This is a genomic window from Lysobacter enzymogenes, assembly GCF_017355525.1.
GTDB classification, from domain to species: domain Bacteria; phylum Pseudomonadota; class Gammaproteobacteria; order Xanthomonadales; family Xanthomonadaceae; genus Lysobacter; species Lysobacter enzymogenes_C.
The window spans coordinates 2,383,143-2,398,345 of sequence record NZ_CP067395.1; the positions used below are offsets into that span (position 1 = coordinate 2,383,143).

Annotated in this window: 13 protein-coding genes; 7 read left to right on the forward strand and 6 right to left on the reverse strand. The window is 69.5% G+C overall.

The genetic code is table 11. The features are described from left to right. Window positions 1–103: 103 nt before the first annotated feature. Window positions 104–844: a helix-turn-helix domain-containing protein gene (locus JHW38_RS09915; RefSeq protein ID WP_207525754.1), complete on the reverse strand. Its 741-nt coding sequence runs from the start codon at window positions 842–844 to the stop codon at window positions 104–106. Window positions 845–957: 113 nt separating this feature from the next. Here JHW38_RS09915 and JHW38_RS09920 point away from each other — a divergent pair, with 113 nt between their 5' ends. Both JHW38_RS09920 and JHW38_RS09925 read left to right on the forward strand, forming a co-directional pair. After that, window positions 958–1,413, forward strand: a complete 456-nt coding sequence (locus JHW38_RS09920) for a hypothetical protein (RefSeq protein WP_207525755.1) — start codon at window positions 958–960, stop codon at window positions 1,411–1,413. Between the two features lie 103 nt (window positions 1,414–1,516). Beyond that, a complete protein-coding gene (locus JHW38_RS09925; protein ID WP_207525756.1) occupies window positions 1,517–2,326 on the forward strand; it encodes a DUF2145 domain-containing protein in 810 nt (269 codons plus the stop codon). A 177-nt stretch (window positions 2,327–2,503) separates the two neighbouring features. Here JHW38_RS09925 and JHW38_RS09930 read toward each other — a convergent pair whose 3' ends face one another. From JHW38_RS09930 to JHW38_RS09945, 4 genes are all read right to left on the reverse strand, one after another. Next, window positions 2,504–3,595, reverse strand: a complete 1,092-nt coding sequence (locus JHW38_RS09930) for an SRPBCC family protein (protein ID WP_207525757.1) — start codon at window positions 3,593–3,595, stop codon at window positions 2,504–2,506. A 319-nt stretch (window positions 3,596–3,914) separates the two neighbouring features. Continuing rightward, window positions 3,915–4,184: an acylphosphatase gene (locus JHW38_RS09935; RefSeq protein ID WP_207525758.1), complete on the reverse strand. Its 270-nt coding sequence runs from the start codon at window positions 4,182–4,184 to the stop codon at window positions 3,915–3,917. Next, on the reverse strand, window positions 4,184–4,861 hold the full coding sequence (locus tag JHW38_RS25460; RefSeq protein ID WP_207525759.1) for a TlpA family protein disulfide reductase: 678 nt from the start codon (window positions 4,859–4,861) through the stop codon (window positions 4,184–4,186). Before JHW38_RS25460 ends, JHW38_RS09935 begins: the two co-directional genes overlap by 1 nt. Next, window positions 4,858–6,129: a YihY family inner membrane protein gene (locus JHW38_RS09945; RefSeq protein ID WP_207525760.1), complete on the reverse strand. Its 1,272-nt coding sequence runs from the start codon at window positions 6,127–6,129 to the stop codon at window positions 4,858–4,860. Before JHW38_RS09945 ends, JHW38_RS25460 begins: the two co-directional genes overlap by 4 nt. Before the next feature lie 212 nt (window positions 6,130–6,341). On the opposite strand from JHW38_RS09945, the gene wrbA reads away from it, so the two are divergent. The 4 genes from wrbA to JHW38_RS09965 all read left to right on the forward strand — a co-directional run bounded on the left by wrbA (window position 6,342) and on the right by JHW38_RS09965 (window position 8,999). After that, on the forward strand, window positions 6,342–6,935 hold the full coding sequence (gene wrbA, locus JHW38_RS09950; protein ID WP_207525761.1) for an NAD(P)H:quinone oxidoreductase: 594 nt from the start codon (window positions 6,342–6,344) through the stop codon (window positions 6,933–6,935). Continuing rightward, complete coding sequence (locus JHW38_RS09955; RefSeq protein WP_207525762.1) at window positions 6,932–7,327, forward strand: DUF2069 domain-containing protein; 396 nt, start codon at window positions 6,932–6,934, stop codon at window positions 7,325–7,327. The genes wrbA and JHW38_RS09955 overlap by 4 nt, the downstream gene beginning before the upstream one ends. Before the next feature lie 230 nt (window positions 7,328–7,557). Next, entirely contained in the window at window positions 7,558–8,043 is a 486-nt protein-coding gene (locus tag JHW38_RS09960) for an asparaginase domain-containing protein (RefSeq protein WP_207525763.1), read from the forward strand. 290 nt (window positions 8,044–8,333) lie between these two features. After that, window positions 8,334–8,999, forward strand: coding sequence for a hypothetical protein (locus JHW38_RS09965; RefSeq protein WP_207525764.1), 666 nt, complete (start codon window positions 8,334–8,336; stop codon window positions 8,997–8,999). Window positions 9,000–9,098: 99 nt separating this feature from the next. Here JHW38_RS09965 and JHW38_RS09970 read toward each other — a convergent pair whose 3' ends face one another. Then, on the reverse strand, window positions 9,099–10,763 hold the full coding sequence (locus tag JHW38_RS09970) for a M20/M25/M40 family metallo-hydrolase (protein WP_207525765.1): 1,665 nt from the start codon (window positions 10,761–10,763) through the stop codon (window positions 9,099–9,101). A gap of 758 nt (window positions 10,764–11,521) precedes the next feature. Between JHW38_RS09970 and JHW38_RS25690 the strand changes: the two genes are divergently transcribed. Then, complete coding sequence (locus tag JHW38_RS25690; RefSeq protein ID WP_278249809.1) at window positions 11,522–14,515, forward strand: calcium-binding protein; 2,994 nt, start codon at window positions 11,522–11,524, stop codon at window positions 14,513–14,515. The last annotated feature ends 688 nt before the right edge of the window (window positions 14,516–15,203 follow it).

Below are 15,203 nucleotides of genomic sequence, written 5' to 3' on the forward strand. Positions count from 1 at the left end.
GCGACGCGAGTCGCGACTGCGACAACGCAACCATGACGCAAGGTTCGGCGTAGTTGCGTTGTCGCAGTCGCGACTCGCGTCGCTCCTACAAAAAGCCAAAACCTCAGCCCTGCGAGCGCCGATACGGCTGAAACAGCTGCAACAGCCACGGCTTCTGCGCCAGCACCAGGCTCACCCCCACCCGCTCCTGCGCGCTCAAGGCCGCATCGCGCGCCAGCAACGCATCGAACTCGCGCGCGACCTCGCCGAGCCTTAGCTTGAGCTGACGGATGCCGGCCGGGCTCAGCGCGCCGCTGAGCAGCAGCAGCACGTCCTGCTCGCCGTCGAACGGGTCGGCGAAGTAGTCGTGCAGCAGCTTGAGGCGGAAATAGCGCTCCATCGGCCCGTCGGCGCGCCAGCGGAAGTTGCGCGCGGTCAGCGGGCGGCCGCGGTTGCCGGGCATCAGCTCGATGATGCCGAGCCGGTCCAGCCGCACCAGCAACTGGGTCCAGCGCGCGTCGTCGAAGTTGAAGTGCGCTTGCGCGTCGGACTGCTTCCAGCGGTTCAAGGTCAAAAACAGCGCCAGCAACAGCGCCGGCTCGTCGACCAGCGCCTGCTCCTGCGCCTCGCTGAGCGTGGCCATCGGCGCGCGCCCGCGCCCGGCTTCGGCGCTGAGTTCGGCCAGGCCGATGTCCAGCACGTCGCAGATCTCCTCCAGCCGCGCCAGGCTCATCGCCCGCCGCGAGAACATGCGCTTGACCGCCGCCTCGCTGAGCTTGAGCCGGCCGGCGAGGTCGCGGTAGGTGAGGTCCTGGGCGCGCAAAAAACGCTTGAGGGCGTCGACGAGTTCGATTGAGAGGGCCATGGGTAGCAAAATACGCTACCTCGCAGGGAAAGCCGAGCGACCTTGCCGATCCACGTTGCCAGCCGCACGGCCGCCGCGGAAGTTAGGCCGCAGCCCGCAACGAGGTGGCACGAATGCCAAGGATCGCCGAACGCCTGTTTCCCCTTGCGATGGCGTTGATCGCCGTCGTTGCGCTGCCGGCGGGGGTGCCGGCGCAGGCCGCGTCGAAGAATCTCAAGGACGCCGGTTATCTGAGCCTGTCGCTGGGCGCGCTGGCGTTCGACGCATCGACCGACGCGTCCACCGACGCCGCGCATGCGCTGTCGAACGGCGCGGAATTTTCGGTCGCGACGATCCAGGCCAGCGGCAACGCCGTCGCGGTCACCGTGTCCGCGGCCGGCGCGGGCACTTCGGTGCTGGTCAAGCTCTCGGCCGAACAGGCGCGCAACCTCAGTCTGGCGGTCGGCGCGTCGGTAGTCGTCACCGCGGTCGCCGCCGGCTGGCTGCTCAGCGACGCGGCCGGCCACGTGTTCTGTTTCGTGCCCGATCAGCGGGCGCGCCGCCATCTGCACAGCCGCCGGCTGAGCTGAGATGGACCTCATCACAGGACAGTTGGGCAGGGAGCGGGACCCGGTGCAGGGACAGCGCCGGCGCAACACCGCCGCAGCATCGCGCGCGCCCGGCAGGACGCTGATGACCGCGACGATGCTGGCGGCGGCGCTGGCGCTGCTGCCCGCACAAGGACGTGCGGGCACCGCTTGCAGCGACGAGCCGATGGCGCCGCGCAAGCTCGCCGACGCCGCGCAGACCGCGCTGACCGTGGCCGATGCGCTGGACCGGCGCGATGCGCCGCTGGCGCTGGTGGCGCGGGTCGGCACCGACCTGTCGGCGCAAGGCCTGGTCTACAGCCACGTCGGCTTCGTCGTGCGCGACCATCCGGCCGGGCGCTGGACCGCGGTGCATCTGCTCAACGAATGCGGCAGCGACCGTTCCAATCTGTACGCACAGGGCCTGGTCAATTTCTTCGCCGACGATCTGGTCAACCAGGACGCGCGCATCGTCTGGCTGGAGCCGGCGCTGGCGCAACGTCTGGCCGACCGCCTGCGCGCGTTGCCGCAGGGCGCGCTGCATCAGCCGCACTACAACCTGATCGCGCGGCCCGGCAGCGCCGATTACCAGAACTCGACCGCGTGGGTGCTGGAAACCGTCGGCGCGGCGCTGGCGCAGACGCCGGCGGCCGACCGCATTGCCGCGTTCGCCGCGGCGCAGCGCGACGGCTTCCGCGCCGACCGCGTGCGCATCCCCTATTCCAAGCGCGTGCTCGGCGGCTTGTTCAGCGCCAATGTCGCGTTCACCGACCACCCGGTCGGCACCCGGCTCGGCGGCGACTATCCGGTGGTGACGGTGCGTTCGATCGTCGACTACCTCGACCGCAGCGGCCACGTGCAGGCGCAGCGGGAATGGCGCAACGGGCGGGCGATGGAGACCTTGGGCGCGTTGTAGCGGGGCTTTGGCTTTTGCGTAGGAGCGGCGCGAGCCGCGACCGCGACAACGCAGCTACGCCGCCAGTTTCGCCGTAGTTGCGTTGTCGCGGTCGCGGCTCGCGCCGCTCCTACAGGTCAGGCAGCGACCGGATGTCGCGGCGGTCGGGCGAACCCGCCGCGAGCGTCCGGCGCGGGCTCAGAACACGAAGTCGACCACGCCCTCGACGAAGTCGCCGGCCTTGTCGGCGCCGGCGCTGAGGCCGTCGCCGATGGTGTCGGTGACGTCGCGCACCACGCCGCCGCCGGGGATGCCGGCCCAGTCCATGGCGTCGCCGGCCCAGCCGCCCCACTGGTCGATGGTCTCGTTGGCGAGTTCGCCGCCGCTGTCGATCAGCACATCGGTGAAGTTGCCGGGGTCGGAGGCGATGGTGAGCAGCATCTGGCCCCAGCCCTTGATCAGGTCCGGGCTCACCGCCGAGGTGCCGATGCCGGTGTAGCCCTGGTCGCCGTTGAACTGGCCGTAGATCTCGCGGTGGGCGTTCTCCCACGCGTTGTGCTGGCCGCCGGAGACCGAAGCCAGTTCCTGGATGTCGCCGACCAGCGGGGTGCTGGCCTGGAAGCTGGCGTCCTGGGTCAGGGTGGTTCCGCCGTTGCAGTTCTCGGTGAAGGTGAAGGTCTGGGTGCCGCGCAGCACGTGGCCGTCGAGGGTGTTGATGGTGATGGCGTGGGCGCTGTCGTCGAGGCGGATCTCGACCGGCAGCCAGGTCGGCGGCGGGCCGCCGGTTTCGAGCATGTAGCGGCCGCCGTCTTCCAGGCGCTGCGCCGGCGGGCGGATTTCCATGCCGCCGGCGCCGAACACCTGGTCGGGGTTCTGCACGAAGTGGTCGTAGGCTTCCTGCGGCGTGGCGTTGGGGATATCGCTCTGGTACACCGCGCGGGTCACTTCGCGGCCGACCTCGCCGATCGGCGGGTTCGGCTGCAGGTCGCGCAGGATGTTGCTGACGTCGCCGTCGCTGGGATAGCGCGGCGTGCCCGGCGTGTGGCCGGTCAGATAGCTGGCGAAGCCGCGCGTGGCCAGCGCCAGCAGCGCGTCGCGCTGGTGTTCCTGCTGGTCGTGGCTGCCGCCGACGGCGAGGTCGGGATCGGGGCCCTGCACGCCGATTTCGAACTGGTTCGGGCCGGCGTCGGCCTTGACCGGATTGAGCCCGGGCGCGCGCGGGTCGGCCGGCGGCGGCGTCGGCGGGCAGACGGGGAAGTTGGCGGGGCGGTAGGCGTCGATGGGCAGCATGGGGGAGAACTCCTTTTCCGCGGGGGACTGCCGCCATTGCACTCCCGCGCCGGGCGCGCGCCAATCGGGGCTGGCCCGAGCTAGGGGTGGCCCTAGGATGCTGGCGCTTCGGCCCTTTGTAGGAGCGGCGCGAGCCGCGACCAACCGAAGCGCCGTACGCAAGCGCCCCTCTCCGAAGCCCTAGGCCTCACCCGCTGCCTTTTGTAGGAGCGGCGCGAGCCGCGACCGCGACAACGCAACTACGCCGCAAGTTTCGCGGTGGTTGCGTTGTCGCGGTCGCGGCTCGCGCCGCTCCTACATAAACAGCCGACGCGCCCGTTCAGCCGCAGACGAAGCCGTCCCCCGCCTCGCCTTCGCCGGCCGGCTCGCGTTCGACCCGATCCACCCGCGAATTCGGCGGCCCCTGCCGCAGCCACTCGGCCAGACGCTCGACCGCCGCCTCGTCGCCGACCGCCAACACTTCGACCCGGCCGTCGCGCAGGTTGTTGGCGTAACCGCGCAGCTCCAGCGCCACGGCCTGCTCGCGGGTACTTGCACGGAACCACACGCCCTGTACCTTGCCGGCGACGTAGAAGCGCGCTGCGGCCATCAGGTGTGGCCTGCGCTCGCTCCACCCTTGCTTGCCTCAACCGGCGGCGCCTTCTCGCCCGGCTTCGGCCCGCCAGCCTTGGCGATGGCCTCCTCAAGCTTCTTCGCATCGATTGGCCCGAGGAATTTCTCCGCGACCTTGCCGTCGGGCGCGATCAGATACGTCATCGGCAGCCCCTTCGGCGTGTCGAACGACTTCGGCGGATCGGCCACGTCGACCACCGCGATCGGATACGACACCGGATGCTGCTTGAGGAAGGCCTCCATGTCGGCCTTGTCGATTTCCTCGTAGGCCAGGCCGATCACCTCGATGTGCTCGCGCATCGCGTCGAGCGCCGACAGCTCGGGCATTTCCTTGATGCACGGCGCGCACCAGGTGGCCCAGAAGTTCACCACCACCCATTTGCCGCGGTGTTCGGCCAGGTCGTAGGTCTTGCCGTCGAGGGTGGCGATGCGCAGTTCGGGAACATCGGACGCGGCGGGCGTGTCGGCCGGCTTGTCGGCGGGCGCCGGCGCGGCGGCTTGCGCGGCGATGCGCTCGGCGTCGGCGCGCTTGATCTCGTCGGTCCGGTCGACCGTCCGGGGGTCGTCGGATTTCTGGCAGGCGCCGAGCAGCGTCGCGGCGATCGCGACGGCGAGCAGCGGCAGCGCGCGGCGGGGGCGGGCGGTGGAAATCATGGTGCGTCCTCCTCGGCATGGATGCTGGACACGCGCCGCTTCATCAGCGCGCGCAGCGGTACGCGCAGTTCGTCCATCGCCGCCACCGCCGACTGGCCGAGCGAGTCGTCGCGGCAGGGCAGCATCGCTTCGGCGATGGGAATGCGCAGGTTGCAGGCTTCGTACAGTTCGCCCAGCGACAGGTCGTCGAGATCGCGCGCCAGCAGCCATTCGCCGCTCTCGGCGCGCCGCACCACGCTGATGTCGCCGAGCTGTTCCAGCATCTGCTGGACCAGCGAATCGGTCAGCATCGGCTCGAGCTGCTGGATGTCGTCGATGTGCAGCCCGCTGCCGCGCTTGCGCGCCTCGGCGAAGCGGGCCAGCAGGCGCAGCAGGCCGTACATTTCGAAGCCCAGCGGCAGCCGCATCGCGGCCGGCTGGTAGCGGAACGCGGCGATCGAGGACGCCAGCGAGGCGCCCAGCAGCACCGCGATCCAGCTCAGGTAGATCCACAGCAGGAAGATCGGCACGAACGCCAGGGTGCCGTAGATCTTCGAATACGAGCCGAAGCTGCCCAGGTACAGGCCGATGCCGCCCTTGACCAGTTCGAACAGCACCATCGCCAGGAACGCGCCGGCTACGGCGTGGCGCCACTTCACCGTGCGGTGCGGCACGACGACATAAATCGCCGCGAACGCCAGCCACTCCAGCGCCATCGGCGCGCCGCGCAGCAGCAGGCTTTCGAGCCAGCGGCCGGGCTCGGTGGCGAACACGCCCAGGGCGAAGAACCGCGCCGAGGTCGCCAGGCTGGCCGCGGCCAGCAGCGCGCCGAGGGTCAGCACGGTCCAGTAGATCAGGAAGCGGCCGATGCGCGGGCGCGCGGAATGCACGCGCCAGATCCGGTTGAACGCCGCTTCCACGCCGTTGAGTGTGATCAGCAGCGACACCACCAGGGCGATCACGCCGGCGGCGGTGAGCTGGCCGGCGTTGGCCGAGAACTGCTTGAGGTAGGACTCCACCGAGCGCGCCGCCGACGGCACGAAGTTGGAGAAGATGTAGTCGCTGAGCTTGTCGCTCCATTCGCCGAACATCGGGAACGCGGACAGCACGCCGAACACCACCATCGACAGCGGCACCAGCGCGAACACGGTGGTGTAGGACAGCGCGCCGGCGGCCTGGAACAGGTTGTCGTCGAGGAAGCGGCGGGCGAGAAAGCGGAAGAACGTGTCAACGCGCGCGCGGTCGCGCACGCGGTCGCTCCAGCGGTAGATCGAATCCAATGGCTCCATCGCAGGGAGGGTAACCGATGGGGCGTTGGGGAGGGATGCACGGGGTCGGGCGGCCCTCATCCGCCCTTCGGGCACCTTCTCCCGCAAGCGGGAGAAGGAACAGCATGCCGCTGCGTAATGCTTTAGCCCCTCTCCCGCTTGCGGGAGAGGGGTTGGGGTGAGGGCCGCGCCGCACGCATTCCTCTATCCTGTCCGGCGCAAAGGAGACCCCGATGACCGAAGTGTTGGTGCTCTACTACAGCCGCGGCGGTTCCGTCGCCCGCCTCGCCCGCCAGATCGCGCGCGGCATCGGCGAAGTCGAGGGCGTGAGCGCGCGCCTGCGCACGGTGCCGCCGGTCGCCGCCGTCACCCAGACCGCCGCGCCGCCGGTGCCCGAGGACGGCGCGCCGTACGTCGAGGCGCGCGACCTGGAGGAATGCGCCGGCCTGGTGCTCGGCAGCCCGACCCGCTTCGGCAACATGGCCGCGCCGGTCAAGCACTGGCTCGACGGCCTCGGCGCGCAATGGGCCAGCGGCACCCTGGTCGGCAAGCCGGCGGCGGTGTTCACCTCGACCGCGACCCAGCACGGCGGCCAGGAATCGACCCTGCTGAGCATGATGGTGCCGCTGCTGCACCACGGCTGCGTCCTCCTCGGCATCCCCTACACCGAGCCGGCGCTGAGCCACACCCGCGGCGGCGGCACGCCCTACGGCGCCAGCCACGTCGCCGGCGCCCAGGACGACCCGACCCTCAGCGACGACGAGGCCGCGCTGGCGCGCGCGCTCGGCCGCCGGGTCGCGGCGCTGACCGCGAAGGTGAGCCGGTGAGCGCGGCGGGCTCCGGTTCTGGCGCGGGCGCCGCCCCGACGCCGCCCGCGCCGCGGCCGCGCCCGCAGTGGGTCCTGCTGGGCTGCCTGGTCGCCCTGAGCGCCCTGTTCGCGCTGTGGTACCTGCTGCCGGGCCAGCACTGGATCGCCGGGCTGACCGTGTTCGTGCTGCCGCCGGCGCTGCTGGCCGTCGGCGTGGCCCTGCGCAGCCGGCTCGCGGCCTATTGGGCCGGGGTGCTGGCGCTGTTCTGGTTCTGCCACGGGGTCATGCTGGCCTGGTCGTCGCCGGACGAACGGCTGTACGCCTGGATCGAGCTGATCCTGGCCCTGGCGGTGATCTTCTCGGCGAATCTGGCCGGGATGAAGGCGCGGCTCGGGCGCAAGCGCGGCTGAGGCGCTGTTCCGGCCGCGCGGCGCAGCCCTGGGGCTTCAGCCCCGACGCTTGCGCGCCGGCGCCCGGCGATCCGAATGGAGCGCATCGGGCCCGAAGGCCCGCCCGTTAAAGATCCGGCCCCGCAGGCTGCGGCGACCGGACCGCGCAGCAGAAAGGGCGCGCAAAGAACTCGCCGGCCGCGGGGTCCTATAATCGACGCCCCTCCTCCGCGACCACGCACCCACCCGAGATGGACAAGCTCTGCATCGTCACCACCGGCGGCACGATCGACAAGATCTACTTCGACGACAAGTCGGACTACCAGATCGGCGAACCGCAGATCGGCCACATCCTCGAGGAGCTCGGCGTCGGCTTCCGCTACAGCGTCATCCCGATCATCCGCAAGGATTCGCTGCACATCACCCAGGGCGACCGCGAGCTGATCCGCGCGACCATCGCCGCGCAGGACGCGCGCCACGTGCTGGTCACCCACGGCACCGACAGCATGGTCGAGACCGCCAAGGTGCTGGCGACGATCGCCGACAAGACCATCGTCCTGACCGGCGCGCTGAACCCGGCGCGGTTCCGCGGCTCGGACGCCGAATTCAACATCGGCACCGCGGTCGGCGCGGTGCAGTCGCTGCCGCCGGGCGTGTACATCGCCATGAACGGGCGAATCTGGGATCCGGCCAAGGTCCGCAAGAACGTCGAGGCCAACCGCTTCGAAGCGATCTGAACGCCGCGCCGCGGCGCGTCCGCGGCGGCGCCGGCATCGCCGTACGACAGCGCGGGGCCCGGTTCGCGGTGCGGACCGGGCCCCGTCGTTTTTTGCGCGCCGTCGCGCGCCCTCGCCCTGCCCTCGCCGCCCCGCGAACCGCCGCGGCGTGAGCGCCGCCGCAACCCGCCTGTGATCGCGTTCGCGAAGCCGGTCCGGTTTTCGATCCACACAAGCTGTGCAATCCGCCTTTGCGGCGCCGCGCGATCGATTAGCATCGGCGCTTCGTTCCATGACAGCGGTGATCCAAGATGCGTCGATCCGTTCCGGCCCTGGCGGCTTCCGCGCTGGCAGTCCTCGTCCTGACCGCCTGCCAGAAACCCGCCGACCCCGCCGCCCCGTCCGCGGCCGCGCCGGCCGACGCCGGCAAGGCGCCCGCAGCCGCCGCCAGCCCCGCCAACCCGCTGGAACCGCCGGCGCGCGCGGTGCGCAGCGATGCGGTCGGCTACGACGGCTTCAGCGGCGGCGCCGAACCCGGCAGCCCGGCCGACGCCCGCTTCGGCGCCGACGCCGCCAGCGTGCGCGGCGCCTGGGGCGGCGAAATGAAGGACAACGGCGGCCAGCGCCCCGGCGCGGACTGCTTCCTGCTGTATCCGGTGCGCGGCGCGATCACCCACCAGTACGGCTTCCTGATGGGCAAGAACGGCCTGGCCGGCATCGACGTCTACGATCCCAAGGCGCAGGCGCCCGGCGGCGGCCGCATCGGCATGAGCATCGACGAGATCAACCGCGCCTACGCCGGCAAGATCAAGCAGGTGCCGAACCCGACCTTCGAAGGCGCCGCGTTCCTCGAAGTGCCCGCGCCGGACGGCAAGAACAGCCAGCTGACCTTCGAGACCGACGCGCTCGGCAACGTCACCAACTGGCGCATCGCGGTCAAGGACGCGATGGCGCACGAGGAAAGCTGCACGCGCTGAGCGGCGCGCCGGGCAAAAAGAAACCCCGGCCGAAGCCGGGGCGCGAACGTTTTCGCCAAGGCGGAAACCGTCATCCGGGCCGCAGCCGCGGCCCGGACCTCAGAAGGTGATGCTCCACTTGTCGATGCGGCCGGTGTCGCCGTTGGCGTTGTCGTTGACCCGCAGCTTCCAGGTGCCGTTGAGCGCTTCGCTGGACAGGTTGAAGGTGAAGGTGCCGCTGAGGTTGTCGGCGCTGCCGCCGGCGTAGTTGCTGATGTTGTAGAGCGAACCGTCCGGCGCGACCAAGTCGACCTTCAGGTCGCCGCGGTAGGTGTGCAGGATGTTGACGCTGACCTGCGCGTTGCTCGGCGCGTTGCCGGTGCGGCCGGAAACGCTGATCGGGCTGTCGACCGTGGCGTTGTCGTTGATCGCGTAGTCGGTCTCGTTGCTGTAGGTCTGGGTGCCCGGACCCGGCCCCGGGCCGCTGCCGGCGGTCTTGCCGAGTTCGCCGAGGAAGGCCAGGCCGAGCTTGGCGAACGGCACGCTGTTGGTCGCCGAATTGCCCATGTTCGCCAGCGTGTCCGACGGCGAGTGGATGTACGGCGAATAGCCGCCGCTGGAGGTGCCGCTCTCGAAGTAGATCGCCGCCGGGAAACCCGCCGAGGTCCACGAGGCGTGGTCGGAACAACCGTAACCGCAGGTGTAGCTGCCGAGCGTGCCGCCCAGATACGTCGCATGCAGATCGCGCAGGAACTGCTGCAACGACGAGTTGGAGTAGTCGGTGACCAAACGCACCGGGTTGGCGCCGCCGTTGCGGTAGTTGGTCATGTCGAGCTGCAGCACGCCGACCACGTTGACGCCGCGGTTCTGGAAGTCGGTGGCGATGGCCTTGGAGCCGCGCAGGCCGACTTCCTCGGCGGCGTAGCCCATGAACTTGATCGTGCGCTTGGGCTTGTAGCCGCTGGCCAGGGCCACGCGCAGCACTTCGGTCAGGGTGGCGATGCCGGACGCGTCGTCGTCGGCGCCCGGCGCATTCATCGCATCGCCGCTGCCGCTGCTGGAGATCGAGTCCAGGTGCGCGCCGAGCACCACCACTTCGTTCGGCAGCTCGCTGCCCTGGATGGTGAGGATCGCCGACGGCTGGGTCGAACAGGTGCTGCAACCGGTGAACAGCTCGGCGCTGACGTCGCTGCGGCCGTTGCCGAGCGCCAGCCAGGTGTCCTTGATCCAGGTCGCCGAGGTGCGGCCGTGGGTCGAGGAGTAGTAGCGGTTCGGGTACTGGGTCGACAGATGGCTGATGGTGCCGCGGATGTTGGCTTCGCTGACCTGGCTCAGCCACGGATTGACCGTGGCCTGGTTGTCGACGGTGTAGGTCGCGAACTTGCTGTCGATGGCCTCCCGGCTGCGGTCGGCCTTGACGAAGGCCTCGGCTTCCTGGCGGCTGTCGAAGGCGAAGTAGCCGCCGCAGCGCTTCTCGTTTTCGTGGACGTGGCGGATCAGGTCCGGCAGCTGATGGGTCTTGAGCTCGGCGATCACCAGCGGCTTGCCGACCGCGTTGCTCAAGCCGGTGGAGTTCTTGGCCAGGGTCTTGGCGCCGGCGTCGAAGGTTTCGCGCGAGGTGACGATGTAGACCGGCTTGAACGGATCCTCGCCGGCGGCGAGCGCATGGGCGTGATCGTGGTTCTGCGCGTACGCGGGCGCGAGCGCCGCGGCGAGCGCGAGCGACAGCGAGGCGGCGATGAGGCGTCGGGACCGGGCGTGCGGGGAAGCGGATTGCGGATTCATCGGAAAGCGCTCCAGGTAACGGGCGTCGGCGGCGGATGCTCCGGCATCGGCGCGCGGACGCAATGGACGGAACGGCGTGCGCGTGGCGCACGTCGCGATGACTTGCTGCGCATGAAAGCGCCGTCGAGCCGTACGGGGGAGAACGAACCGATGCGCCGGGATTCGACGCTAAATGCGCTCCGCACGACGGACAAGCGACAAGCGAAGCGAGCGCACATTCGCGTTCGTGACTTGGATCATGCAACCGCGCAGTAAACGCTTACGGTGTTCGTTCGCGGGCTCTCAGCCACGAAAAGGCCGGAAATTTTCGGAGTTTCGCGAATGGAAACGGCATGTCTGCGCGCGCATCGATCGGTCGGCAAGCGCCGCCGGTTGTTGATGGAAGACGAGTTTCGGTGCGAACGTAGAAGCGTCGGGGCCGACATCCACACGCTGGCGTCCGGTTCGCGCGACGACGCTCTGCCGGAGGCTGTTCGAGCCCGACGGCGCGCACCCGGACAGCCGCACCGCGTCGATGCCGAAGCGATTCGTTCAGCCTGCAAGCGCAGATGAAGCGCTTTTGCGCGCTCGAATCACCATGTATCAGCCAATTCGCCGCCGCCGCGCGCAACCTCGGCACAACCGGTTCGCGGCGGTTTGATTTAGCCGCGCGATAGCCTTATTACTCGCCGCGGCCCTGCAGGCTCGACAGCGTAGCGCCTGTCTTGAGCGCGGGGCCGCAGCGACATCGGGCATCCCCTCTGGATCAAAGGACTGCTATGGACACGATGCAAGACCAGGCGCCGGGCGTACCGGGCCAGAACCATGTGCGCGGAACCGGCGGCGACGACACCGTCGTCGGTTCGCAGGGCGACGACATTCTCGACGCCGGCGCCGGCAGCGACACGCTCGAAGGCGGCGACGGCCGGGACTGGCTCGTAGGCGGCATCGGCGCCGACATCCTCGTCGGCGGAACCGGCAACGATGTGTTGGACGGCGGCTACGACACCGACGGCGACACGTTCCGGTTCGAAGCCGGATTCGGACAGGACATCATCCGCAATCGACGTTGGAAAGACCCCGCCAATGGCGTGGAAGCGATCGAGTTCGGCGCGGGGATTTCGACCGCCGACATCCAGGTCGCCCGGATGGGCAGCGCGCTGATCCTCACGGTGGCCGGCACCGCGGACTCGATAACGATCGAGGACCACTTCGTCACCACGATGGACTACAACTTTCAGATCGACGAAGTCCGCTTCGCCGACGGCACCGTGTGGACCGCAGCGGATCTGATCGAACGGATGCCGGGTCCGTCCGAGCAGCGGGACATCATCACGCTCGGCGACGGCGACGATGCCATCAGCGCGCTCGCAGGCAACGACGAAGTGCTCGCGGGCGACGGCAACGACACCGTGCTCGGCGGCGACGGCAACGACTTTGTCGACGGCGGGGCCGGCGATGACACGCTCGCCGGCGGCAACGGCGACGACGGCCTCAACGGCGGCGCGGGCAACGACCACCTGCAGGGCGGCGCCGGCAACGACAGCCTGACGGACTACGACAACGGCGACGACCGCTTGAACGGCGGAACCGGCAACGACTACATGCAAGGCGGAGACGGCAACGATACCTATCGTTTCGACAAGAGCTTCGGCAGCGACACCGTCTACGAATGGCGGCACGCCGGCAGTCAAGCGCGCAACAGCGTCGAATTCGGCGTCGGCATCAAGCCCGCCGACATCATCGTGCGGCGCGACGGCGAGGGCCTGACCCTGAGTCTGGCCGGCGCCAGCGATACGGTGCGGTTCCAGAACTACTTCATCGATACGTTCGACGAGACCTTCCAGATCGCCAGCGTGCGCTTCGCCGACGGCACCGTCTGGAACGAATCCGACCTGCTGTCGCGCCTGCCGGGCGCGAGCGCCGGCGACGACGTGCTGTCCGGCGCGTCCGGCAACGACACGATCGATGGCCTCGACGGCGACGACCTGCTGCTCGGCCAGGCCGGCGACGACACCTTGCGCGGCGGCAACGGCGGCGACGTGCTGTGGGGCGGCGACGGCAACGACCGGCTCGAAGGCGGCGCGGGCGGCGACGTGCTGCGCGCGGGCGCGGGCGCCGACCTGTTGATCGGCGGCGACGGCGACGACCGCATGGAAGGCGGCTACGACGACGACAGCGACGCGTTCCGGTTCGGGCCGCGCTTCGGCCAGAGCGAGATCGTCAACGCGCGGTCGGGCACGGCGAACAGCGTGGACGCGATCGAGTTCGCCGCCGGCATCGCGGCGGCCGACGTCAAGGCGATGCGCAAGGGCGATTCGCTGGTGCTGACGGCGCGGGCGACCGGCGACACGATCACGGTGCATGGGCAGTTCGGCGAGGGCCAGGCGCCCAGCGACGGCCAGCGCATCGACGAAGTCCGCTTCGCCGACGGTACCGTGTGGAGCCTGACGGACCTGGCCGACATGCTGCAGGTCGCCAGCGCCCAGGACGACGGCCTGTCGCTCGGCGACGACGACGACGTGGTCGATGCGATGGCCGGCAACGACCATGTGTACGCGCACGGCGGCGACGACATCGTGCTCGGCGGCGCCGGCGACGACGTCCTGCACGGCGGCAGCGGCTACGACAACCTCGCCGGCGGCCTCGGCAACGACACGCTCGACGGCGGCGACGGCAACGACACTCTGCTCGGCGGCGCCGGCAACGATGCCTTGCAGGGCGGCATGGGCGACGACCGCCTCAACGGCGGCGCCGGCAACGACGTGCTGAGCGGATACGCCGGCGCCGACATCTACCGTTTCGACCGAGGCTTCGGCAACGATACGATCGTCGACTTCAACGACGGCACCTTCGGCATGATGGACACGATCGAATTCGGCACCGGCATCAAGGCCGCCGACATCGCGGTGCAGCGTCGCGACGATGCGCTCGTGTTCGCGTTGGCGGGCAGCACCGACACCGTGACGATCGAGCGTTTCTTCACCCGGCACCCCAACCCCGACAAGCAGTACGGCCGCGTCCGCTTCGCCGACGGCACCACTTGGTACGAATCCGAGCTGCTGGCGCGTCTGCCCGCCCCAAGCGCAGGCGACGACCTGCTTTACGGCGCCGGCGGCCGGGACACGATCGATGCCCTCGGCGGCAACGACACGGTCTACGGCCGGGAGGGCGACGACATCCTGCGCGGCGGCGCCGGCGACGACTTCCTGATCGGCGGAGAGGGCAACAATCAGCTGGACGGCGGCGCCGACAATGATCGACTTGAGGGAGGGTCGGGAGACGACATCCTCAACGGCGGCGCGGGCAACGACTTGCTGTACGGCTATGCGGGCAAGGACACTTATCGTTTCGACTTGGGGTTCGGCCAAGACATCCTCTACGACCAGTACATACTTTCTGACCGCGACGGCGAGACCAGCACGATCGAATTCGGCGCCGGCATCGCCGCGGCCGATATCGAGGTGCGGCAAGCAGGTAACGATCTAGTACTGGCGAGGGTCGGCAGCACCGACACGGTGACGGTGGTGGAACAGTTCAGCCGATGGAACGGCGGCCTCCAAAGCGGCGTCTACGGCGTCGACACGATCCGCTTCGGCGACGGCACGGTCTGGAACCGCGCCGACGTCTACGCGCGGCTCGTCGCACCCGGTGGCAACGGCGAACTGGCGGGCCTGATCCAGACGATGGCCGACTTCGGCGGTACGGAGCCGATGCCGCTGCACTCGCAGGCGTCGTTCGACAGCTGCGCGCTGGCGATTCCGCTGGCCTGACGCTGGGCCGGGTCGGCGACCCGGGAACGCAACGCGAGACGCCGCGGCTTCGCGCCGCGGCGTCGCTGCGCTGGAGCGCGATGCACCATGCACGCGCGCTGCGACATCGTTTTTCGTACAACCGGCAGCAAGCCAGCGCTGCCTCGGCACCACCGCATCGCGGCGGTTTGCCTTGGCCGAGCGATACCACCATCGCTCGACGCGGCCATACAGGCTCGGCGGCCGGGAATATCGTCTTGAGCGCGAGGTCGCGCAGCAAATGGACACGCTTAAATAATCAAGGAACGTTTGCGTTCGTGGCGGGGATCATGCGACCGCTCAGCAAACGCTCTCGCCGTTCTTCCCGACGCTGTTTGGCAGTCGAAGATCCCGAACTCTCCGGAGTTTCGCGACTGGAAACGGCGCGCCTCGCGCTCGTCCAGCGGCGGCCGAACCTGGATCTTCCCGACCAGGAGCGATGCGGCGCCCGGGATCGAACCGCGTTGCGGCACCAGCCGCTGCCGCGCCCGACGCGTGCGGCGGAAGCGGCTTCCGCATGGCGCCGGAGGAGTCGTCGCTTTGCGTTCCGCCACCACGCTCCACCGCTTCGAAAGGCGCACTTCGTGCGCATTGCGCTGATGCGGCAGCGACCGCATCGATGCCGTCCGTCGGATCACGCAGCGCGCACGCATTCGATCGCGCTTGTTCG